General features: G+C 72.0%; 20 protein-coding genes. 5 read left to right on the top strand and 15 right to left on the bottom strand.

Annotated elements, in window-relative coordinates:
- Window positions 1-40: 40 nt before the first annotated feature.
- Window positions 41-445 (top strand): VOC family protein, encoded by a 405-nt coding sequence (locus tag ACZ32T_RS11645; protein WP_356715338.1) that lies wholly within the window; start codon window positions 41-43, stop codon window positions 443-445.
- A gap of 28 nt (window positions 446-473) precedes the next feature.
- On the opposite strand, the gene ACZ32T_RS11640 is transcribed toward ACZ32T_RS11645, so the two are convergent.
- From ACZ32T_RS11640 to ACZ32T_RS11615, 6 genes are all read right to left on the bottom strand, one after another.
- Window positions 474-1,850, bottom strand: coding sequence for an LLM class flavin-dependent oxidoreductase (locus ACZ32T_RS11640; RefSeq protein WP_467366501.1), 1,377 nt, complete (start codon window positions 1,848-1,850; stop codon window positions 474-476).
- A 21-nt stretch (window positions 1,851-1,871) separates the two neighbouring features.
- Entirely contained in the window at window positions 1,872-2,618 is a 747-nt protein-coding gene (locus ACZ32T_RS11635) for an ABC transporter ATP-binding protein (RefSeq protein ID WP_467263973.1), read from the bottom strand.
- Window positions 2,594-3,478, bottom strand: a complete 885-nt coding sequence (locus ACZ32T_RS11630) for an ABC transporter permease (RefSeq protein WP_467366499.1) — start codon at window positions 3,476-3,478, stop codon at window positions 2,594-2,596. The genes ACZ32T_RS11635 and ACZ32T_RS11630 overlap by 25 nt, the downstream gene beginning before the upstream one ends.
- On the bottom strand, window positions 3,475-4,539 hold the full coding sequence (locus ACZ32T_RS11625; protein ID WP_467366497.1) for an ABC transporter substrate-binding protein: 1,065 nt from the start codon (window positions 4,537-4,539) through the stop codon (window positions 3,475-3,477). The genes ACZ32T_RS11630 and ACZ32T_RS11625 overlap by 4 nt, the downstream gene beginning before the upstream one ends.
- Window positions 4,540-4,552: 13 nt before the next feature.
- Complete coding sequence (locus ACZ32T_RS11620) at window positions 4,553-5,110, bottom strand: flavin reductase family protein (protein ID WP_467263967.1); 558 nt, start codon at window positions 5,108-5,110, stop codon at window positions 4,553-4,555.
- Window positions 5,111-5,452: 342 nt separating this feature from the next.
- Window positions 5,453-6,706 carry an ROK family protein gene (locus ACZ32T_RS11615; protein ID WP_467366495.1) on the bottom strand — a complete coding sequence of 418 codons (1,254 nt, stop codon included), beginning with the start codon at window positions 6,704-6,706 and terminating at the stop codon, window positions 5,453-5,455.
- A 498-nt stretch (window positions 6,707-7,204) separates the two neighbouring features.
- Here ACZ32T_RS11615 and ACZ32T_RS11610 point away from each other — a divergent pair, with 498 nt between their 5' ends.
- Window positions 7,205-9,619: an endonuclease/exonuclease/phosphatase family protein gene (locus tag ACZ32T_RS11610; RefSeq protein WP_467263963.1), complete on the top strand. Its 2,415-nt coding sequence runs from the start codon at window positions 7,205-7,207 to the stop codon at window positions 9,617-9,619.
- A 79-nt stretch (window positions 9,620-9,698) separates the two neighbouring features.
- Here the strand turns inward: ACZ32T_RS11610 and ACZ32T_RS11605 are convergent, their stop codons facing one another.
- Genes ACZ32T_RS11605 through ACZ32T_RS11595 form a run of 3 tightly spaced genes read right to left on the bottom strand, consistent with a single transcriptional unit; the run spans window position 9,699 to window position 12,128 of the window.
- Window positions 9,699-10,604 carry an alpha/beta fold hydrolase gene (locus ACZ32T_RS11605; RefSeq protein ID WP_467366493.1) on the bottom strand — a complete coding sequence of 302 codons (906 nt, stop codon included), beginning with the start codon at window positions 10,602-10,604 and terminating at the stop codon, window positions 9,699-9,701.
- Window positions 10,605-10,623: 19 nt separating this feature from the next.
- Window positions 10,624-11,898 carry a beta-ketoacyl-[acyl-carrier-protein] synthase family protein gene (locus ACZ32T_RS11600; protein ID WP_467263959.1) on the bottom strand — a complete coding sequence of 425 codons (1,275 nt, stop codon included), beginning with the start codon at window positions 11,896-11,898 and terminating at the stop codon, window positions 10,624-10,626.
- Window positions 11,895-12,128, bottom strand: coding sequence for an acyl carrier protein (locus tag ACZ32T_RS11595; RefSeq protein ID WP_365930546.1), 234 nt, complete (start codon window positions 12,126-12,128; stop codon window positions 11,895-11,897). The genes ACZ32T_RS11600 and ACZ32T_RS11595 overlap by 4 nt, the downstream gene beginning before the upstream one ends.
- A 211-nt stretch (window positions 12,129-12,339) precedes the next feature.
- Between ACZ32T_RS11595 and ACZ32T_RS11590 the strand changes: the two genes are divergently transcribed.
- The 3 genes from ACZ32T_RS11590 (at window position 12,340) to ACZ32T_RS11580 (ending at window position 15,377) form a co-directional block, all read left to right on the top strand.
- Window positions 12,340-12,810 carry a nitroreductase family deazaflavin-dependent oxidoreductase gene (locus tag ACZ32T_RS11590; RefSeq protein WP_467366490.1) on the top strand — a complete coding sequence of 157 codons (471 nt, stop codon included), beginning with the start codon at window positions 12,340-12,342 and terminating at the stop codon, window positions 12,808-12,810.
- A gap of 76 nt (window positions 12,811-12,886) precedes the next feature.
- Window positions 12,887-13,618 (top strand): nitroreductase family protein, encoded by a 732-nt coding sequence (locus tag ACZ32T_RS11585; RefSeq protein ID WP_467263955.1) that lies wholly within the window; start codon window positions 12,887-12,889, stop codon window positions 13,616-13,618.
- Between the two features lie 214 nt (window positions 13,619-13,832).
- The gene (locus ACZ32T_RS11580; RefSeq protein WP_467366488.1) at window positions 13,833-15,377 is read left to right on the top strand and encodes a peptidoglycan-binding protein; all 1,545 of its coding nucleotides are present in this window, start codon (window positions 13,833-13,835) and stop codon (window positions 15,375-15,377) included.
- A 342-nt stretch (window positions 15,378-15,719) separates the two neighbouring features.
- Here the strand turns inward: ACZ32T_RS11580 and ACZ32T_RS11575 are convergent, their stop codons facing one another.
- From ACZ32T_RS11575 to ACZ32T_RS11550, 6 genes are read right to left on the bottom strand one after another with little or no spacing between them, the layout of a single operon-like run.
- Entirely contained in the window at window positions 15,720-16,454 is a 735-nt protein-coding gene (locus ACZ32T_RS11575; protein ID WP_467366486.1) for an urease accessory protein UreD, read from the bottom strand.
- Entirely contained in the window at window positions 16,451-17,188 is a 738-nt protein-coding gene (ureG, locus tag ACZ32T_RS11570; protein WP_467263949.1) for an urease accessory protein UreG, read from the bottom strand. The genes ACZ32T_RS11575 and ureG overlap by 4 nt, the downstream gene beginning before the upstream one ends.
- A complete protein-coding gene (locus tag ACZ32T_RS11565) occupies window positions 17,154-17,819 on the bottom strand; it encodes an urease accessory protein UreF (protein ID WP_467263947.1) in 666 nt (221 codons plus the stop codon). Before ACZ32T_RS11565 ends, ureG begins: the two co-directional genes overlap by 35 nt.
- Window positions 17,819-19,531 (bottom strand): urease subunit alpha, encoded by a 1,713-nt coding sequence (locus ACZ32T_RS11560; protein WP_467263945.1) that lies wholly within the window; start codon window positions 19,529-19,531, stop codon window positions 17,819-17,821. The genes ACZ32T_RS11565 and ACZ32T_RS11560 overlap by 1 nt, the downstream gene beginning before the upstream one ends.
- On the bottom strand, window positions 19,531-19,866 hold the full coding sequence (gene ureB / locus ACZ32T_RS11555) for an urease subunit beta (RefSeq protein ID WP_467263943.1): 336 nt from the start codon (window positions 19,864-19,866) through the stop codon (window positions 19,531-19,533). The genes ACZ32T_RS11560 and ureB overlap by 1 nt, the downstream gene beginning before the upstream one ends.
- On the bottom strand, window positions 19,863-20,165 hold the full coding sequence (locus ACZ32T_RS11550) for an urease subunit gamma (RefSeq protein WP_467263942.1): 303 nt from the start codon (window positions 20,163-20,165) through the stop codon (window positions 19,863-19,865). The genes ureB and ACZ32T_RS11550 overlap by 4 nt, the downstream gene beginning before the upstream one ends.
- Window positions 20,166-20,212 lie beyond the last annotated feature (47 nt).

The following is a 20,212-nucleotide window of genomic DNA, read 5'->3' as shown; positions in this document are numbered from 1 at the left end:
GGAGCGGCTTGCCCGGCCCCATCGGGGGTAGCCGTGGGGCATGACTGTGGGGAAAACGAGCGTTCTGGTCCTGGACTGCGGCGAGCCGGTCGAGCTCGCGGACTTCTATGCGAACCTCCTCGGCGCGGAGACGCGGATCGGGAGCGATCCCGACTTCGTGGAGATCGTCGGCAACACCGGTGTGCACCTGGCCGTCCGCCGGGACCACGGCTACGCGCCGCCGAGCTGGCCGCGCCCCGAGGACTCCCAGCAGGCGCATCTGCGCATTCTGGTGGACCCGGGGGACATGGACGAGGCCGAGCGCGAGGCGATAGGCCTCGGCGCCCGGCCCGTGGACACGGGGGACAGCAACAGCGGCCCCCGTGATGTCCGCGTCTACAACGATCCGGCGGGGCACTCGTTCTCGCTGGCCGTGTATCCGGCCCGTCGGGCGGAGAACCGCTGACCGGGTCAGGCCCTCAGCGCGGCGGGAGTCAGGCCGTCGGTGCGGCGAGGCCGATGCCGGTGCGGCGCTCTCCGGTGTCGACGGTGTCGAACAGACGGTTGGCCGGCCTGGGCAGTCCGTAGTGCTCGCGCAGGGTGGTTCCGGTGTACTCGGTGCGGAACAGGCCCCGCTCCTGGAGGATCGGGACGACCCGGTCCACGAAGGCCTCCAGCCCGGAGGGGAGCACGGCGGGCATGATGTTGAAGCCGTCGGCCGCTCCGCTGTCGTACCAGTGCTCGATGGTGTCGGCGACCTGCTCGGCCGTTCCGGCGAAGGTGCGGTGTCCGCGCCCGCCGCCGAGCCGCCCGATGAGCTGTCGCACCGTCAGCCTCTCGCGCCTGGCGAGCTCCACGACCAGGGTGTAGCGGCTCTTGGCCCCCTCGATCTCGTCCTCGTCGGGAAGGTTCTCCGGGAGCTCCCGGTCGAGGTGCAGCTCGGCCGGGTCGAGTTTCAGCGTCCTGGCGAGCTGGCGCTTGGCGTACTCGGGGACGATGAGCCGGTCGAGCTCGGCGTCCAGCTCCAGTGCCTCGGCCTCGGTGTCGCCGATGACCGGGACGATGCCGGGGAGGATCTTGATGCCGTCCGGATCGCGGCCCAGCGCCTCGGCGCGCTGCTTGACGTCCTTGTAAAAGGCGATGCCCTCCTCCAGGGTCTGCTGCGCGGTGAACACCGCCTCGGCGTAACGGGCCGCGAAGTCCTTGCCGTCCTCGCTGGAGCCGGCCTGCACGAGCAACGGGTAACCCTGGGGCGGCCGTTGGACGTTGAGCGGGCCGTCGACCCGGAAGAACTCACCGGTGTGGGCGATGGCGCGGACCCGGTCGGCCAGCGCGTGGACACCGGCCTCCTTGTCGGCCACGACCGCGTCGTCCGCCCAGCTGTCCCAGAGCTTCGTGGACACCTCGACGAACTCGGCCGCGCGCCGGTAGCGGTCGTGGTGCGGGGGCGTGTCGTCGAGGCCGAAGTTGCGGGCGGCGTCGGCACCGGCGGTGGTGACGATGTTCCAGCCGGCCCGGCCGCCGGAGACGTGGTCGAGCGAGGCGAACCGGCGGGCCAGGTTGTACGGCTCGTTGTAGCTGGTGGAGGCGGTGGCGATCAGGCCGATCCGCTCGGTGACCCCGGCGAGCGCGGTGAGCAGCACGGTGGGTTCCAGCTTGGCGGCGGGCCGCCGGCCGGGGTCGCCCATGAGGACGGGTCCGTCGGCGAGGAACACCGAGTCCAGGAGCCCGCGTTCGGCGATGCGGGCCAGATTCCTGAAGTGCTCCAGGTCGGAGTCGGCCCCGGCGTGGCTCTCGGGGAGCCGCCAGGACGCCTCGTGGTGACCGGTGGACATCAGGAAGGCGTTCAGATGGAGCTGCTTGCGCGGCATGGCTGTCTTCTCCTCGGAGGATCAGTGCGTGAGCTGGGGCTGTGCCACGCCGAGGGCGGCGAGCAGGGTGTCGCGGTACTCCTGGAAGCGGGGTTCGCGGCGGGAGCGCGGGGACGGCAGGTCGATCCTGAGATCGACGGAGATGAGGCCGTCCTCCAGGACGAGGACACGGTCGGCCAGCTCCACGGCCTCGTCGACGTCATGGGTGACCAGCAGCACCGCGGGGCGGTGGCGTTCGTACAGCTCGCGCAGCAGGCCGTGCATCTTGATCCGGGTCAGCGCGTCGAGCGCGCCGAACGGCTCGTCGGCGAGAAGGAGTTCGGGTTCGCGTACGAGGGCTCGGGCCAGGGCGGCACGCTGTTGTTCGCCGCCGGACAGCTCGTGGGGCCAGGAACCGTCACGGCCCTCCAGGCCGACCTCGGCGAGCGCCGTCAGGCCTCGCTCGCGGGTCCCGGGGCCGCGCAGTCCGAGGACGACGTTGTCGAGCACCCTCAGCCAGGGCAGCAGCCGGGAGTCCTGGAAGGAGAGCGAGACCCTGTCGGGCACGGAGAGTTCGCCGGACCCCTCGACCGTGTGGTCGAGCCGGGCGACGGCCCGTAGCAGGGTGGACTTCCCGGACCCGCTGCGTCCGAGAAGTGCGGTGAACTCCCCCTGGGCAACGGTCAGATCGAGCTTCCTGAGGACGTCCCGGTCACCGAACCGCCGCACCAGCCGGCGGGTGCGGATCGCTGGACGGATCTCCGTCAGCCCGCCAGGGTACGTCGCCATGAGAGGACCTTCCTTTCGACTGCGCGTACCGCCGCGTCCGAGGCGAAGCCGAAGATCCCGTAGGCCACGAGACCTACGATGATCACGTCGGACTGGGCGTACTGCTGGGCCTGGAACATCATGTAGCCGATGCCGCTGGTGGCGTTGATCTGCTCGACCACGATGAGACCGAGCCAGGACGAGGTGACACCGAGCCGCAGGCCGACGAAGAGGCCGGGCAGTGAGCCGGGCACGACGACCTTGCGGATGAACGTCGCGCGGCTCAGGTCGAGTCCCTCGGCGAGCTCGACGTACCTGCTGTCGATGCCGGTCAGCGACGCGTACGTGTTGATGTACATGTTCACCGCGACGCCGAGCGCGATCACGGTGACCTTCATCTGCTCGCCGATGCCGAGCCAGAGGATCAGCAGCGGGAGCATGGCCAGGGACGGGATGGCCCGCTTGATCTGGAGCGGGCCGTCCAGCAGGTATTCACCGCTGCGGCTCAGCCCCGCCACCACGGCCAGGATCACACCGGCCGACACCCCGAAGAACAGGCCGAGACCGGCGCGCTGGAGCGAGATGAGGACGTTGTCCTGGAGGCGGCCCGTGCTGACCAGGTCGACCGCGGTCGCGAACACCGTGCCGGGCGAGGACAGGATCCGCGGGTCGAGGTAGCCGGAGGCCGACGCCGCCCACCAGGCGAGTACGAGCAGCGCCGGGCCGATCAGCCGTCCGAAGGGCAGCGCCCGGCCAGGGCCGAGACGCCGGCGGGTGCCCCGGGAGACACGTGGCGCCCCCTCTCCGCCCGGTGGCCCGGCCGGCTGCGGCTCCGTCGTCTCCGTGCCGGCCGTCCGCGCTTTCGCCAGCAGGTCGGTCATGACCCCTCCCGGTACTCGGCGGCCACGGCCTCTGCCGCCAGCCTTTCGAATCGGCGGTCGAACAGCTCGGAGGCCTTCTGCTCCGGCACGAAGCCCCCCTCGGCCAGCAGGTCGGCGGTCTTCTGCTCCCAGTCGACGGCCTCGTCCCAGCTGACCGGGAACTGGGGCTTCTGATGCGAGTCGACGATGCGCCGGCCGTCCTCCTTCGACACGCCCTGGTCCTTCACGTAGTACGTGTCGATCCACTCGGCCCGGTTCTCCCAGGCCCATACCTGGCCACGCGCCCACAGTGGTACGAAGCTGCGCACGGCCTTCACCTTCTCGGGGTCGTTGAGGACCTCGTTCGGCGCCCAGAGCACGGTCAGCAGGTCGACGACCTTCGTCTTCACCCCGCGGGCGCCGTCCTTGCCGTACTGGTCGAGATACTTCGTCAGGGTCGGCTCACCGAGCGGGGCCACATCAACCTGCGCGGACTGCAGGGCGGTGAGGAACTGGGTGCTGGGCAGGTCGACCAGTTCGACGTCGGAGTTCTTCAGTCCCGCCTCCTCCAGTGCCCGCAGGACGACGACCCCCTGTGCCTGGCCCTGGGAGAACCCGATCTTCTTCCCCCGGAAGTCCCCGGCCTTCCTGACGGCCGAGCCGGGGGCCGTCGCGAAGGTGTAGATCGGATGCCGGCGGACCTGGACGGCGACGATTTTCGCCCGGACACCGATGGTGTGCGCCTGGATGGGCGGAATTCCCGCATTGGTGGCCAGGTCGATCGATTTCGCGCGGAAACCCTGAATGACATCGGGTCCGGCGGAGAGATTCGGCCACTCCGCGACGGTGAAGGGGAGTTCCCCGGCCAGCCCCGCCGGCTCCAGCTGGAGCTGTGTCGTACGGGCGGCGATTTTCAGTTTCGTCCCGGACGCCGGATCTCCGGAAGCGAGGGCGCCGGCGGGTTCCGCGTCGGCGACGGATTTCACCTGCGGCGAGCAGGCGGCGAGGCTGATTACGGTGCCTCCCGCGAGAGCGAGGAATGACCTCCGGGCCAGGGCCCGCCTGTTGTCGTGGCGTGTCATCGTGAATTCCTGATCACTGGTCGGGCGCGGGGCGGATGGAGTGGTAGGAGCCGTCGTGGAAGAGGAGAGGGCTGCGCCCCTCGTCCAGCCAGGACTCCTCGGCCCTGGCGATGACGATGCGGTGGTCGCCGGCCGGGACGACGCTCCGGAAGGTGAGCCGCAGCCAGCCGGCCACCTCGTCGAGCACGGGTTCCCCGCCGGGCAGGCGGCGCCAGCGGGTCGGGGCGGCGAACCGGTCGATACCGCTGGTGGCGAACGTGGTGGCCAGCTGCCGCTGCTCGGCTCCGAGGAAGTTCACCACCGCCGTCGAGGCCCGCTCGATGTGCGGCCAGGACGAGGTGGAGGTGCCGATCCCGAAGGAGACCAGCGGCGGGTCCAGGGACAGCGAGGTGAGTGAGGTGGCGGTGAATCCCGCCGGTCCGCCCCCGGAGTCGGCGGTGACGACGACGACACCCGCCGGATACCTGCGGAAGGCCTGTTTGAAACGCTCCGGCGCGATACCGGGGGCGGCTGGGGGCGTGGCGGATCCGGAAGGGCGGACGGCGGTGTACGAGGACACGGTGACGGTCAATGTCTCTCCCCGGTCGGAGGCGGAATCGGGACATGGGGAATCGCAACAGGGCTGCGGGAACACACGAGGAAGCAGAGGCGTAAGCACCTGCGGACGGAAGGGGAGTCACGCACGGATGCCGGCCGCCCGGAAATTCAGCCGGGGGCTGCCGGTTTCCTGGTCAGGGGCGACAACAGGAGCGCCGGGCGAATTCGCTCGACGGCGCGGCCGAGCGGCAGGAGCGTGCCGTCGTCGGCGCGTACTCCGAATTCCGCTGTCGGCTGTTCATGAATCCATCTTCCCGTCGGGGTGGGGCCGGGTCAACAATGCAACGTTCTGAATTAAAGCGGGTACCGGCGGAGTTCAGGACACCGCGGACAGCGCGGGCCACGGGCCCAGCGGGTCGGCGTAGAGCGCCCCCAGCGCCACCGCGCCGCCCGCCGTGGCGAGCACCGATCCGGTGAAGCTGCTGGGCACCACGGCCCGTTCGGGGTCCTCGCAGACCGAGGAGCGCAGGCCCACCTCCTCGCGGAGGTCGGCGAGGCATTCCGGCAGCCGGCCCGCCCCTGGCTCGACCACCACCAGGCACTCCGGGTCGAACATGTCCAGGAGCAGCGCGGCGGCCCTGCCCACCAGCCGGGCACGGCGGCGGAACAGCGCCACGGCGCGCGGCTCCCCGGCCAGGGCCTGGTCCAGCAGCTCCTGAAAGGTGTCGACGTGGAGGCTCTGTGCGGCGGCGCGGCGGATCATGGCCCGTTCGGACACCTCGGACTGCAGGCACCCGGTACGCCCGCAGTTACAGGACTCCGCACCGCCCGACCCACCCGATCCCAGGGGGAGGTGGGCCACGCTTCCGGCGCCGGAGCGCGGTCCCCGGTGGAGTTCGCCGGCGGAGGCGAAGGCGCCGTCGACGACCGCTCCGACGAAGAGCAGGACCGTGCTGCGCCGGGTCGAGACCTCGCCGAACATCTGCTCCGCACGCGCCAACGCCCGTGAGTGGCTGTCCACGTGGACCGGGAGGCCGGTGGCGGCGGTCAGGATCTCGCGTACGGGAACGGCGCGCCAGCCGAGGTGTGGATGTTCCACGACGACTCCCGCGGCGGGGTCCACCCGGTGCCCGGTGGCGAAACCCAGCGCGAGCACACGCCGGCCGGCCGCGTGAGCCTCCGTCAGCAGCGGCAGCCGGGCGGCCAGGTCGTCCAGGACCCGGCGCGGGTCGGTGTCGAGGTGCGGTCTGCGGTCCTCGGCGACGATCCGGCCGCGCAGGTCCATCAGCGAGACCGTCGAGTGGGCGACCGCGATGTGGGCCCCGGCCACCAGGAAGCGGGAGGTGTCGATCTCCAGGGGCACATGCGGGCGCCCCAGTCCGCGCGGTCCGGTCGTCTCGGCGCTCTCCCGGACCAGGCCGCGGGAGAGGAGCCGCGCCACGTGGCCCGTCACCGAGGCGGGTGAGAGGCCGGTGAGCCGGGCGACGGTGGAGCGGGCCACCGGGCCGTGGTCGAGGATCGCACCCAGCACGGACCCCGTGCCCGGGCCGCGGCGGGCGTGTGCGGACGGGGCGATCTCGGAGCGGCGCGGGGGGCGGGTTCGGCGGGTGGGAGCAGGCAGACGTGTCACAGGTCTTCCAGGTCCTCGATGACAGCGGGCGTGGAGGTGAGCGCCCCGGGAAGGGGCCTCCTGACGGAACCCGGCGGCAGCGTGCCGGCCGGCGTCCCGCTGAGCCGTGACGGGGCGTCCCGCGCGTGGCCGGGGAGGAGACGGATCCTCCGGGGGCGCGTGGACCACAGGGTGTTCAGCCCCGGTGACACGCCGCGGAGCACACGCGCTTCAGGTCGACATGACCTCGCGTCGTCAGGTGTGCGGATCGCTGCATGTCACGCAACGTATCCGCAACGCCAGGAGGCGGTCAAACACCTGACCGCATGGTGGACCTGCCCATCGGTTGCCGACGGAGAGCGGTGACAGCCCGCGGCAGACCCCCTGCGCCGGACCCGCGCAGCGGCACCGAGCGGCGCACGGCGGTGATGACGCCCGGAATTAACCTCCGGTCTCTTGCCACGGTCGTTCTACGCGCATAGTTTTTGGCCCCTCACTACACAACTGGGGGCAGTTCCCGTGCACATAGCCAGACCCGGCTCCGCCCTGCTGGCCGCCGCCGTCGCCGTGACCCTCTCGGTGACCGCGCTGCCCGCCGCCTTCGCGGCACCGTCGTCGTCGGCCGTCATCTCCGAGGTGTACGGCGGCGGGGGCAACTCCGGCGCGACGCTCACCCGTGACTACGTCGAGCTGGCCAACGCCGGCGGGACCTCCTTCGCGCTGTCCGGCTTCAGCGTCCAGTACCTCCCGGGGACGCCGTCCGCCGGATCGCTGTGGCAGGTCTCCGCGCTGTCCGGCGCCGTCGCGCCCGGCGGCCGCTACCTCGTCGCGCAGGCCACGGGCACCGGCGGCACGGTGGCGCTGCCCGCCTCCGACGCGACCGGCACGACTGCGATGTCGGCGGCCGCCGGCACCGTCGCGCTCGTCTCCGGTACCACCCCGCTCACCTGCAGAACCGCCGCGGACTGCGCCGCCGACAGCAGGATCGTCGACCTCGTCGGCTACGGACCGGCGGTCGTGCGCGAGGGCAGCGGACCGGTGGCAGGCGCCTCCGCGACCGCCTCCGTGGCGCGCGGCACCTCCCTGGCGGACACCGACGACAACGCGGCCGACCTGACCGCCGGCGCCCCGACCCCGGTCAACGCCGCCGGCGAGACCTCCGGCGGCTCCGGTCCCGGCGAGCCCGGCGGGCCGACCGAGCCCGGCCCGGAGCGGGTGCACGACATCCAGGGCACGACCCGTCTCTCCCCGCTCGCCGGGCAGGCCGTCTCCGGCGTCCCCGGCGTCGTCACCGGCGTACGCACCTCGGGGTCCCGCGGCTTCTGGATCCAGGACACGGCTCCGGACGCCGACTCCCGTACGAGCGAAGGACTGTTCGTCTACACCGGGTCCTCGGCCCCCGCCGTCGCCGTCGGCGACTCGGTCCTGGTCAGCGGCAAGGTCACCGAGTACTACCCTGCCACCGGCGCCCAGTCGCTCACGCAGATCACCGCACCGCTGACCACGGTCCTGTCCTCGGGCAACCCCCTGCCGGAGGCAGTCGTCCTCGACGCCTCCTCGGTGCCGGACGCCTATGTGCCGACGGCCGGCGGCGGTTCCGTCGAAGCCCTCGCCCTCGACCCGGCGGCCTACGCCCTGGATCTGTACGAGTCGCTCGAAGGCGCCCGCGTCACGATGGCCGACACCCGCGTGACCGGCGCGACGACCGCGTACGACGAGGTCTGGGTGACGGTGAAGCCGCGGGAGAACCCCACCCGGCGCGGCGGCACGCTGTACGCCTCGTACGAGGACCAGAACACCGGCCGGCTCAAGGTGATGTCGCTGGACGCCGGGCGGCCCGTCCCGGTCGCGGACGTGGGTGACGTGCTGTCCGGCTCCACCACGGGCGTCGTCGACTACGCGTCCTACGGCGGCTACAACGTGCAGGCCACCGAGCTGGGAACGCTGAAGGACAACGGCCTGGAGCGCGAGGTGACGCGGAAGCAGAAGCGCAAGGAGCTCGCCGTCGCCACGTACAACGTGGAGAACCTCGACGCGGTGGACGAGCAGACCAAGTTCGACACGCTCGCCCAGGGCGTGGCGGTCAGCCTCTCGTCCCCGGACATCGTGTCGCTGGAGGAGATCCAGGACGACAACGGTGCGGTGAACGACGGCACCGTGGGCTCCGAGGCGACGCTGAAGCGCTTCACGGACGCGATCGTCGCGGCGGGCGGCCCCCGCTACGCATGGCGCTACGTGGCGCCCGCCGACGGCCAGGACGGCGGCGAGCCCGGCGGCAACATCCGTAACGTCTTCCTCTTCAACCCCGACCGGGTCGATTTCGTGGACCGCCCGGGTGGCGACGCGACCACGGCCGTGAAGGCGGTGAAGACGAAGAAGGGCGCCGCTCTCTCCGTCTCGCCCGGCCGGATCAACCCGACGAGCACGGCCTGGGACAGCAGCCGCAAGCCGCTGGTGGGCGAGTTCCGCTTCCGTGGCGAGCCGGTCTTCGTCATCGCCAACCACTTCGCGTCCAAGGGCGGCGACCAGTCCCTGCACGGCCGCTACCAGGAGCCGGTGCGCGGCTCGGAGACGCAGCGCGTGCGACAGGCGACGGAGGTCAACACCTTCGTCACCTCGCTGCTGAAGACGGACAGGTCGGCGAAGGTCGTCACCCTCGGTGACCTGAACGACTTCGCCTTCTCCCCCACGATGAAGGCGCTGACGGTGGGCAGCGTGCTCGAGCCGCTCATCACGACGCTGCCCGAGAGCGAGCGGTACAGCTACGTCTACGACGGCAACTCGCAGACGCTGGACCACATCCTGACCAGCCCCGCGATCCGCCGATTCGACTACGACGTGGTGCACATCAACGCGGAGTTCGCCGACCAGGCGAGCGACCACGACCCGCAGATCGTGCGGATCGACGTGAAGGGACGGGGCCACCGGCACTGACCGGCCCGGGTGGCGGCCCCGTGCGGGCCGCCATCACCGGGGGCTCACCATGGTGCGTACGAAGCGGACTCCGTGTCGATCACGACGGTACGGTCCCGGCGGTGCGTGCCTGGTGCGGGAGGCGGGCCGTCACCGGTTCGAGCGGCTGGTCCGTGAAGAAGCGGGTCGCCAGGGCGGCGACCTCGTCGGACCGCTCCAGCACGACCCAGTGGTCGGATTCCGGGAGGGTGAGGAAGCGGCTCCCCTCGATGGTCCCGGCGAACTCCCGCTGGAGCTCCGGCGAGGTCACCGTGTCGTGCTCCCCCGCGAAGACCAGGGCCGGTACGCCCGACAGTCCGCCGGAGAAGTCCGGCAGGTCGCCCAGCGCCCGTCGCAACGAGTCGGCGGCGTGCTCCGAGTGGGCGAGCGCGTGCAGGAAGGAGCGCCGCACATATCGCCGGGCGAGCTCCCCGCGGTGCACGGGGCGGTCCGGATCCAGGCACATCAGCCCGTCGGCGGCCAGCGTCGCGAAGCCCTCCGCGTCCCCTTCGGCCAGGGCCTGCGTCGCCCGCTGCCAGTAGATCCGCCGGTCCTCACCGATGTGGGTGGGGACGCCGCCGAGGACCAGCCGGGCGATGCGGCCCGGGTCGTGCTGTGCGCAGCCGAAGGCGATGGCGGAGCCGTAGGAGAAGCCGAAGAGGTTGATCCGGGAGGCACCGAGGTCGTCGATGATCCCGGTGACCGCCGCGCGCAGCACGGGGGCGCTGGGGCCGGCCGGCAGGGGGTCGGCGGTGCCCATGCCCGGCAGGTCGGCCGTCACCACGTCGGCCACCGGGCCCAGGTGGTCGTCCATCTGCGGCCAGCCGAACATGCCCTGCAGCGCGCCGCCGAGCACGAGGACCGGTTCGGTGACACGGTCTCCGTCCGCGGCCGGGTCCCGGGGCAGGAGGCGGTAGCCGTAACGCAGTCCGTCCACGGTGAGGGACCTGATGATCTCCTCGGGCATGATGCTCCTCGCCTTCCCGTCAGGCCCTGGTGAGCACGAGCGCGGCGTTGTGACCGCCGAAGCCGAGCGACGTCTTGACCGCGCACTCGAACACGGCGCGCCGGGCCTCCTTGCTCACCACCTCGACGGGGATCGCCGGGTCGGGGGCGTCGAGGTTGCCGGTCGGCGGGACGAGCTGGTGCTGGAGCGCCAGGACGGTCAGCGCCGTCTCGATGCCGCCCGCGGCGCCCAGGGTGTGCCCGGTCATCGCCTTCGTCGAGGTGACGAGGGGGTGCTCGCCGAGGACGCGGCGCAGCATGGTCGCCTCGATGCGGTCGTTGGCGACCGTCGACGTCCCGTGGGCGTTGACGTGGCCGACGTCGAGGGCGTCGATGCCGGCGTCGGCGAGTGCGGTCCGCAGCGCCCGCTCGATGCCGAGGCCGTCGGGATCGGGGGCGACGGCGGAGTGGGCGTCGCTGGAGGCCCCGTAGCCGGCGACACGGGCGCGGACGGTGGCGCCCCGGGCCCTGGCGTGCTCCGGGTGCTCCATGACGAGGAGGCCGGCGCCCTCGCCGACGACGAAGCCGTCTCGGTGGGTGTCGAAGGGGCGGCAGGCGGCCCTGGGGTCGTCGCGGCGGGTGGAGACGGCCCTCATCTGGCAGGCACTGGCGATCAGGAGCCGGGAGCGGACGGATTCGGCGCCGCCCGCGACGACGATGTCGCAGGCTCCGGTGCGGAGCATCTGGTGGGCCGTTCCGATGGCCACGGTGCCGGAGGAGCAGGCCGTGGAGACGGCCTGGCTCGGGCCGTGCACGCCCAGGTCCATGGCGACGCTGCTGGCGGCGCCGTTGACGACGGTCAGCGGGGCGAGTTTCGGGGAGACACGGCGCGCGCCGCGCTCGGCGAGGGTGGTGTGCTGCTCGTCGTAGAAGGGCAGGCCGCCGTGGGCGGAGCCGATGACGACGGCGACCCGTCCGCTGTCCCAGACCGAGGGGTCGAGGCCCGCGTCCGCGACGGCCTCGCGGGCGGCGACGACGGCGAGCTGCGAGAAGCGGTCCATCAGCCGCTGTGCGGCCACACCCAGTGCGGCCTTCGTGTCCAGGGCGTCGACGGTGTACATGAAGTCGCAGGGCAGTCCGTCGAGTTCCGGCAGGTGCGGTACGGAGGGGGCGAGCCCCGTGTCGCACACACCGCGCCAGGCGTCCTCGACCCCCACGCCTGCGGCGGTGACCAGGCCGACGCCGGTGACGGCGGCGCTGAACGGCTCGATGCCCGGCCGGGCTGACCTGGGTGCGAACGGCCCCCGGCCCGTCACGCGCCGGCCTTGGTGCACACGGCCGCGACCAGACTTCCCACGGTGTCGCGCGACGACAGGACGACGTCCTCCAGGTCGATGTCCATCCGGTCCTCGATGAGGAGCCGGAGCTCCTCCAGGGCGAGCGAGTCCATCCGCAGCTGCCTGAGCGGCACCTCGGGCCGGATGGCATCCGGATCGGTTCCGAATCTGGTGACGAGCAAGGCGCTGATCTCTTCCGAGGTGCTCATGGAACGCTCCTCCGCTCTCGGTACGCGGTGACGCCGGCCGCGTGGGGGGTGAGATGGCCATCGGGGGACGCCGGCTGCTCGGAGGGACCCTTTATACGCCTTCGCGGCCGGTGTTCCCGACCCCGTTCCCCCGTGAGGAGGGGGGACGGCCAGGTGTGCGATTCCGGCGCGCCGCGGCGGCGGGTGACACGATGGGCACGGACGTACGGACATGGACCCGGCGGAGGACGAGGCAGCGGTGGCGACGGAGCGGAACGACGGGGCGGTCATGCCCAGCCCGGCCAAGTGGGTCGCGGCGCAGGCGGAGTTGTACGAGTCGTCGGGCGGCACGAAGGGCACCACGCAGCTCGGCGTGGACTGCCTGCTGCTGGACTACGTCGGCCGGCGCAGCGGCGCTGTGCGGCGGACGGTGCTGATGTACGGGCGGGACGGCGACGGCTGGCTGATCGTCGGTTCGAACGGCGGCTCGGACCGCCACCCCCTCTGGTACCTGAATCTGCTGGCCGAGCCCGCGGTGGACGTACGGGTGGGCACAGAACGCTTCCCGGCCCTCGCCGAGACGCTCTCCCCCGAGGACAAGGAGCGGGTGTGGCCCGGCCTGGTGGAGATCTTCCCCCGGTACGCGGAGTACCGGGCGAGGACCTCCCGTGACATTCCCGTGGTCCGGCTGCGGCGGCGCTGACCTGCGTGGTGCCGGGACCAGCAGGGTCGCCAACAGGGCTGACCGAGCTGGGGCTTGAGCCGTACACTCCGCGATCATGACCTTCGAAACGGTGTACGCCGACGCACCCGCCCCCGACGGGCCCGCCCTCTTCCCGACCATGTCCACCATGCGCGCCATGCGCCGCCTCAAGCCGGACGCCGTCCCGGACGAGACGATCGACCAGCTCGTACAGGCCGCCGTCTGGGGGCCGAGCGGCGGCAACATGCAGTGTTACGAGTACGTGGTCGTCACCGACCGCGCGGTGATGGCCGAGCTGGCCCCGCTCTGGAAGCGGTGTGTGGACGCCTACCTCGCGACGACCGGCAAGCACGCGCCGAAGGGCATGGACGACGCGGCGTACGGACGGATGGTCGCGGCGATCGAGCACCAGCGCGACCACTTCGCGGACACCCCGGCGCTGATCATCCCCTGCTACAAATTCCCGGAGCCGGAGTTCGACGAGGAGGGCCTGGGGGTCTACGCCGAGTCGCTCGGCCCGGCGGGGCTGGAGCACATGGGGAACACGCAGACGCGCTTCCAGGCCCTCGCGGAGGGCTCCTGCGTCTATCCGGGTGTCCAGAACATCCTGCTCGCGGCGCGGGCGCTGGGGCTCGCCGCCAACCTCACCATCTGGCACCTGATGCTGGAGCAGGAGTGGAAGAAGGCGCTCGGCATCCCGTCGGACACGCACACCTTCGCCGCCATCCCGGTGGGGTGGCCCCAGGGTAACTTCGGGCCGGTCCGCCGCCGCCCGGTGGCCGACGTGATCCATCGGAACCGCTGGTAACGCCCCCGCGCGCCGTCACCCTCCGACGGGGGTGACGGCCCACCGGTCGCCCCTCCGGCGAATCCCCAACTCCATTGGAGTGAAAGGGATTTGGACACACGGGGGCGTCATTGTCATGCCCTGAACAGATGGATAGCCTGTGCGGACTCAGCGGCCCCCGGCCCACCCCGTCCAGGACCGGCGGCCCCCTCTCCCCCACAGACCTGGAGCAGGTATGCCCCGACGTCCCGCCGGCCACACCCGTGGCCGCGCAGCCGTTCTGGCCTCTCTCACCGTCACCGCACTCGTCGCCGCGGGCCACCCGGCCGGCGCCGCACCCACGGACACGGACCCGATGAACCGGGCCTTCGAGGAGGCCGCCGAGGAGTACGGCGTACCGCGTGACCTGCTCGCCGCCGTCGGTTACGGCGAGACGCACCTGAACGGGCACTCCGGGCGCCCCAGCCAGGACAACGGTTACGGCGTCATGCACCTCGTGAGCAACCCCGTCAACCACTCCCTGGAGCAGGCCGCCGCACTGACGGGCGAGTCCACGGCCGAGCTGCGCGAGGACACCGGGGCCAACATCCTGGGCGGAGCTGCCGTGCTGCGGAGCCACGCCGACGCGCTCGGGCTGGACACGGCCGAACGGGCCGACATCGACGCCTGGTACCCGGCCGTGGCCCGCTACAGCGGCGCCGACGGCGCCGTCGCCGCGCTCTACGCGGACACCGTCTACACCTTCCTCGCCCAGGGCCTGCGGGCCGCCGTGGCCGGGGGCGAACTGGTCACGGTCACCTCCCGTCCCGTCTCCCCCGAGAAGGGCCCCCTCGCGAAGGCCGACGTCACGGCCAAGAGCCCGGACTACCCGGCGGCGCTCTGGGTCGCCGCCAACTCGGCCAACTTCGCGGCGGGCCGTACGGCGACGGTGGACAAGGTCGTCATCCACGTCACGCAGGGCTCGTACGCCGGGACCATCAGCTGGTTCCAGAACGCGACGTCGAAGGTCAGCTCGCACTACGTGGTCCGTTCCTCGGACGGCCAGATCACCCAGATGGTGCGCGACTCGGACACGGCGTACCACGCGAAGAGCGCCAACGCCTCGTCGCTCGGCATCGAGCACGAGGGGTTCGTCGACGACCCGACGTGGTTCACCGACACGATGTACCGCTCCTCGGCCGCTCTGACGGCGTACCTGTGCGGCCGGTACGGCATCCCCAAGGACCGGTCGCACATCATCGGGCACAGCGAGGCCCCCGGCAACGACCACACCGATCCGGGCGCCAACTGGAACTGGACCTACTACATGCAGCTCGTCGGCGGCTCCGGCAGCGGGGCCGACGGGCTGAGCTTCCCGTCGTACACGACCCAGAGGACCGGTTCGACGGGGACGCAGGTCAAGGCCGTGCAGGCACTGCTCAACAAGCAGGGTTACGACGCTGGCACCGAGGACGGCGTCTTCGGGGCGAGGACGGAGAGCGCCGTACGGCTGTTCCAGACCGCCCGCGGTCTCGGCTCCGACGGAGCGGTCGGCCCGAAGACCTGGACCGCGCTGCTCTCGGCCGGCACGACGCCGACGCTCGTCGCGGGCGCCTCGGGCGAGCCGGTGAAGCGGATCCAGCGGGCACTGACCGCCGCGCTGGGCAGAACCGTGGCCGTCGACGGGGCCTTCGGCTCGAACACGGACAAGGCCGTCCGCGACTACCAGAGCGCCCGGCAGCTGTCGGTGGACGGGAGCGTCGGCCCGGACACCTGGAAGGCACTGCAGTCCGGACGCTGATCCCGCGAAGGTGAGTGGTGCGGTGCCGACTCCGCGGCGGGGAGACGGACGCCGCCCGTGCGCCAGGAGCGCACCCGGACGGCCCGGGTGCGCCTTCCCCCGCACCACGCCCACGGGCGAATCCGGGCTCTGTCGGCGCCCGGCCGACGGGACCCGGAGGGCGGTCGGACATGGCTCGTACGCAGTCGAAATGCGGGGCACTCACCCAGAAGGGCACGCGCTGTCAGCGGCCGGCGATGAAGGGCGCCTCCCGGTGCGACCGGCACCGGGGCGACTGGTCGAGCTACACCGTGGCCCGGCGCAAGGGGCGGTAGGAGGCGGTCCGCCGCCGCTCGGGTTCCTTCACGTGTCGCGGGGCTCACGCCAGCTCTCCCAGACAGCCGTCAGTTCCCGTTCCACGGCGGGGGCTCCGGTGGCGAGCAGCCGTATCTGTGCGCCCGGGCCCGCGAGGTCCATGCGGGACGGGTGCGGTGGGCCGCCGGGGTCGGTTCCGAGGGCGGTGACGGCGCCGATGATCCGGTGCGGGCCGAGCACGCCGGGGAGTTCGCGTACGTCAGGGTCGGTGAGGTCGAGGTCCTCCACGAGCAGTTCGCGGCCGTCGTGGACGGCTCTGGTCCTCGCCCTGATCCGGCCGCCGCGCTCGCCGGAACGGCCGAGGACCAGAGTGTCCCGCCACAGCATCCGGGCCCCGGGGGCCAGCGTCACGTCCATGTCCCGCGTGACGTCGGCCCCGGCGGAGACCACGAACGGCTTCGAGTCCCAGGTGAGTTCACCGCCTGCGGCGATCTCGACGACGGCCCGCCAGGACGCGCGGCCGCCCCGGTGGTCGTAGGCGACCAGGCCGGCGGGTTCCATGAGGTGCAGCCGGGCTCCGGGGCCGACGGTGATCCGGACACACAGTTCGTCGCCGGCGAGCAGGCCCGCCGTCGTGCCGACCAGGGCGAGGTGCAGGCCGTCCCCCGAGGGGTGCAGGGGGCGCGGGGCGAGGAAGGTGCCGGGCCGCAGGTCGCCCGCGACGTCCCGGCCGCCGGCGTCGCGGTGGACGGCGACGACGGTCGGTTCGCCGGGCAGGGTCACGGGTGCGGGTGGCTGTGCGGCGCCATCGGTCCCGGGTCGCTGGGGACATGGCTGCCCGCCCGGTGGCGGGCGAGCACCGACCGTACCCAGTCGGCGAGCCGGGCGACGGAGTCCCCGTCGTGCTTGGACAGGGCGAGCACCGGCAGACCGCCGCGCACGGAGGAGGCGTCGGCGACCATCTGCTCCACATCGACCTCGACGTACGGGGCGAGGTCGGTCTTGTTGATGACGAGCAGGTCGGCGCGGGTGATGCCGGGGCCGCCCTTGCGGGCCACGTCGCCCCCGCCCGCGACGTCGATGGTGAAGATCTGGGCGTCGGCCAGTGCCGGGCTGAAGGTCGCGGTGAGGTTGTCGCCGCCGCTCTCCACGAGGATCAGGTCCAGCGGCCCGTATGCCTCCTCCAGGTCCTCGACGGCGTCCAGGTTGGCGCTCACGTCGTCTCGGATCGCGGTGTGCGGGCAGGCCCCGGTCTCCACCGCGCGGATGCGTTCGGTGGGCAGGACCCCGGCGGAGCGGAGGAAGCGGGCGTCCTCGTCGGTGTAGATGTCGTTGGTGACGACCGCCATGGAGAGTTCACCGGCCAGTTGGCGGCAGAGGGTCGCGAGGATGGAGCTCTTGCCGGTGCCGACGGGACCGGCGACCCCGATCCGCAGGGCGCGGGGCTGGTTGAGGGGCTCATGGAAGTGCTGGTTGCGCTGCTCAGGCAAGGAAGAGTCTCCGTTCGCTTCGTTCATGGTCGAGTGCCCACTGCTCGGTGAGCGGGGCGGTGCGGGCGGGCAGGGCGGCCGGGGTGCGTACCGCGAGGGCGGCCGACGCCGCGGCCGCGGCGTCGGACTCGGCGCCGAGGATCCAGGCGACCGAGTCCAGCGGGTCGCCTGGCAGCAGCTTCAGCGCCGCGGAGGTGATGGTCTGCAGCTCGTCGTAGACGACGGCGTACGCCAGCTCCTCCTCCCCCACTCCGAGTGCGGCCCCGAGGGCGCCGAGTGCCACCGGCCGCAGAGGCCTCGGCCGGACTCCGGGCAGGGCGAGGACCGCGGGGTGGTCCGGGGCGAGGCGCCGGGCCAGCCGGTGGACGCCCCGGCCGAGCGTCATGGACGCCGCCCGCAGCGGCGCCGCGGGTGTGCGGGCCTCCAGGGCCTGCTGGACGCTGCCGTAGTCCACCCGGTCCTGACCGGCGGCCCGCAGGGCGAGTACGGCGCCGGCGGCCTCGGTGACGGCGGTGGTGTGCAGCCGGGCCCGCAGCAGTGCGGGGATCCGGTCCCGGGTGAGGCCCGCCGCGACGGCGGGTTCCAGCCCGGCGCTGTACGTGTACGCCCCGACGGGAAGCCGGCCGTCGGCCAGGAGCAGGGGTCCGAGCGCGCCCATCAGAACATGCTGTACCGCTGGGCGAGCGGCAGTTCGGTGGCCGGGGCGGGTTCGACGGGTTCCCCGTCGATGTGGATCGCGAAGGTCTCGGGGTCCACGTCGATGGCGGGCAGCGCCGTGTTGTTCGGCAGGTCGGCCTTGGTCAGGTGGCGGGTGGGGCGCACGGCGACCAGTTCGCGTTCCAGGCCGAGCCGTGCGGCCAGGCCGTCCTCCAGCGCGGCCGGGGCGACGAAGCTCACCGACAGGTGGGCGGCTGCTCCGGCGGCGGCGGTGGGGCGCAGCAGGACCGGCTGGGTGGTGGGGATGGCCGCGTTGGCGTCGCCGAGCGGCGCGAGCACGACCATGCCGCCCTTGATGACCGCGGCGGGCCGGATCCCGAAGAACGCGGGATCCCAGAGCACCAGGTCGGCGAGCTTGCCGGGTTCGACGGATCCGACGACATGGTCGATGCCATGGGCCACGGCCGGGCAGATGGTGTATTTGGCGACATAGCGACGGGCGCGCGCGTTGTCGGCGGGAAGGGCCGTGACGCCGGGGAGGGCGGCTCCGAAGCGCTCCTTCATGACGTGCGCCACCTGCCAGGTGCGACAGATGACCTCACCGATCCGTCCCATGGCCTGGGCGTCGGAGGAGGTGATGGAGAGGGCGCCGATGTCGTGCAGGACGTCCTCGGCGGCGATGGTGGTGGCGCGGATCCGGGACTCGGCGAAGGCCAGGTCCTCGGGGACGCGTGGGTTGAGGTGGTGACAGACCATCAGCATGTCGAGGTGCTCGGCGACGGTGTTGACGGTGTGCGGGAGCGTCGGGTTGGTGGACGCCGGGAGGATGTGGGGGTGCGAGGCGACGGAGATGATGTCGGGTGCGTGGCCGCCGCCGGCGCCTTCGGCGTGGAACACGTGGATGCCGCGTCCGGCGATCGCGTCCAGGGTGCCTTCGACGTAGCCCGCCTCGTTGAGGCTGTCCGCGTGCAGGGCGACCTGGAGGCCGAAGGTGTCGGCGGCGCGCAGGGCGGCGTCGATCGCGGCGGGGGTGGCGCCCCAGTCCTCGTGGACCTTGTAGCCGCCGGCCCCGCCGAGCGCGGCCTCGCGCAGCCCTTCCTCCCCGACGGTGGAGCCCTTGCCGAAGAGCATGACGTTGAGCGGGACCCGGTCCAGGGAGCGGTGCATCATCGCCAGGTTCCGGGCGCCGGGGGTGACGGTGGTGGCCTTGGAGCCCTCGGAGGCTCCGGTGCCGCCGCCGATGACGGTGGTGGTCCCGGTGGCCAGCGCCTCGTGCAGGGTCTCCGGCATCAGGAAGTGGACGTGGGTGTCGACGGCTCCCGCGGTGAGGACGCGTCCTTCGCCGGAGACGACGTCGGTGCCGGGGCCGATGACCAGGTCCGGGTGGACGCCGTCGCTGATGTCGGGGTTGCCGGAACGCCCGAGGGCCACGATCCGGCCGCCCCGCACGCCGACGTCGGTCTTGACGACGCCCCAGTGGTCGAGGACCACGACGTTGGTGATGACGAGGTCCAGGGCCCCCGCGGCGCTCGGCCTGGTGGACTGGGCCATCGACTCGCGGATGGACTTGCCGCCGCCGAAGACCGCCTCGTCCCCGCCGAAGCAGCGGTCCTCCTCGACCTCGATCCAGAGACCGGTGTCGGCGAGCCGTATGCGGTCACCCGCGGTCGGGCCGTACAGCGCCGCGTAGGCGGCGCGGGTCAGTTGCGCCATCAGCTCTCCTCCGTCTCTCGCGTACGTCGTTCGTCCCCCTGGCCGGCCCGCACGACGAGTCCCGGCACCAACCGCCGGCCGCCGAGTGCGACGAGCGAGACGTCGGCGCCGACCCCGGGTTCGAAGCGCAGGGAAGTACCGGACGGAATATCGAGACGAAAACCCTGTCCGTGAGCACGGTCGAAGGAAAGCGCCGGATTCGCGTCGGGCAGATGCAGGTGCGAGCCGATCTGAATGGGCCGGTCCCCTTCGTTGACCACGGTGATATTCCGGATCTCCCGGCCCGCATTGATCTCCAGAACTCCGGATCCCGTCCGGACCTCGCCGGGGATCACGGAATCGGCGAGGTGATCGTGACGAGCTTGCGCCCGTCGGGGAAGGTCGCCTCGACCTGGACGTCGTGCAGCATCTCGGGCACACCTTCGAGCACGTCGGAGCGGGTGAGCACGGCACGACCCGTGGTCATCAGCTCATGGACCCCGGCCCCTTCGCGCGCACGCTCCAGGACCCAGCAGGACAGCAGGGCGACGGACTCCGGATAATTCAGAAGTACGCCGCGCTCCCGCCGGTCGCGAGCGATCATTCCCGCGACACTCAGCAGCAATTTCTCCGTGTCGGACGGAGTGAGAAACATGGGAAACCTCCATGGCGGCATTTCCCGGAATTCCCGGAAGCGCCCGA

This window comes from Streptomyces sp. NPDC023573, assembly GCF_055559735.1.
The sequence above is the reverse complement of the archived record's forward strand: the minus strand, read 5'-3'. Positions and strand labels throughout refer to the sequence as shown.

What these genes read in the sequence shown, in the direction of transcription:
- ACZ32T_RS11645 (WP_356715338.1), top strand. Translation starts at nt 41, where the DNA reads ATGACTGTGGGGAAAACGAGCGTTCTGGTCCTGGACTGCGGCGAGCCG.
- ACZ32T_RS11640 (WP_467366501.1), bottom strand. Translation starts at nt 1,850, where the DNA reads ATGCCGCGCAAGCAGCTCCATCTGAACGCCTTCCTGATGTCCACCGGT.
- ACZ32T_RS11635 (WP_467263973.1), bottom strand. Translation starts at nt 2,618, where the DNA reads ATGGCGACGTACCCTGGCGGGCTGACGGAGATCCGTCCAGCGATCCGC.
- ACZ32T_RS11630 (WP_467366499.1), bottom strand. Translation starts at nt 3,478, where the DNA reads ATGACCGACCTGCTGGCGAAAGCGCGGACGGCCGGCACGGAGACGACG.
- ACZ32T_RS11625 (WP_467366497.1), bottom strand. Translation starts at nt 4,539, where the DNA reads ATGACACGCCACGACAACAGGCGGGCCCTGGCCCGGAGGTCATTCCTC.
- ACZ32T_RS11605 (WP_467366493.1), bottom strand. Translation starts at nt 10,604, where the DNA reads ATGCCCGAGGAGATCATCAGGTCCCTCACCGTGGACGGACTGCGTTAC.
- ACZ32T_RS11595 (WP_365930546.1), bottom strand. Translation starts at nt 12,128, where the DNA reads ATGAGCACCTCGGAAGAGATCAGCGCCTTGCTCGTCACCAGATTCGGA.
- ACZ32T_RS11590 (WP_467366490.1), top strand. Translation starts at nt 12,340, where the DNA reads ATGGACCCGGCGGAGGACGAGGCAGCGGTGGCGACGGAGCGGAACGAC.
- ACZ32T_RS11585 (WP_467263955.1), top strand. Translation starts at nt 12,887, where the DNA reads ATGACCTTCGAAACGGTGTACGCCGACGCACCCGCCCCCGACGGGCCC.
- ACZ32T_RS11580 (WP_467366488.1), top strand. Translation starts at nt 13,833, where the DNA reads ATGCCCCGACGTCCCGCCGGCCACACCCGTGGCCGCGCAGCCGTTCTG.
- ureG (WP_467263949.1), bottom strand. Translation starts at nt 17,188, where the DNA reads ATGAACGAAGCGAACGGAGACTCTTCCTTGCCTGAGCAGCGCAACCAG.
- ACZ32T_RS11565 (WP_467263947.1), bottom strand. Translation starts at nt 17,819, where the DNA reads ATGGGCGCGCTCGGACCCCTGCTCCTGGCCGACGGCCGGCTTCCCGTC.
- ACZ32T_RS11560 (WP_467263945.1), bottom strand. Translation starts at nt 19,531, where the DNA reads ATGGCGCAACTGACCCGCGCCGCCTACGCGGCGCTGTACGGCCCGACC.
- ACZ32T_RS11550 (WP_467263942.1), bottom strand. Translation starts at nt 20,165, where the DNA reads ATGTTTCTCACTCCGTCCGACACGGAGAAATTGCTGCTGAGTGTCGCG.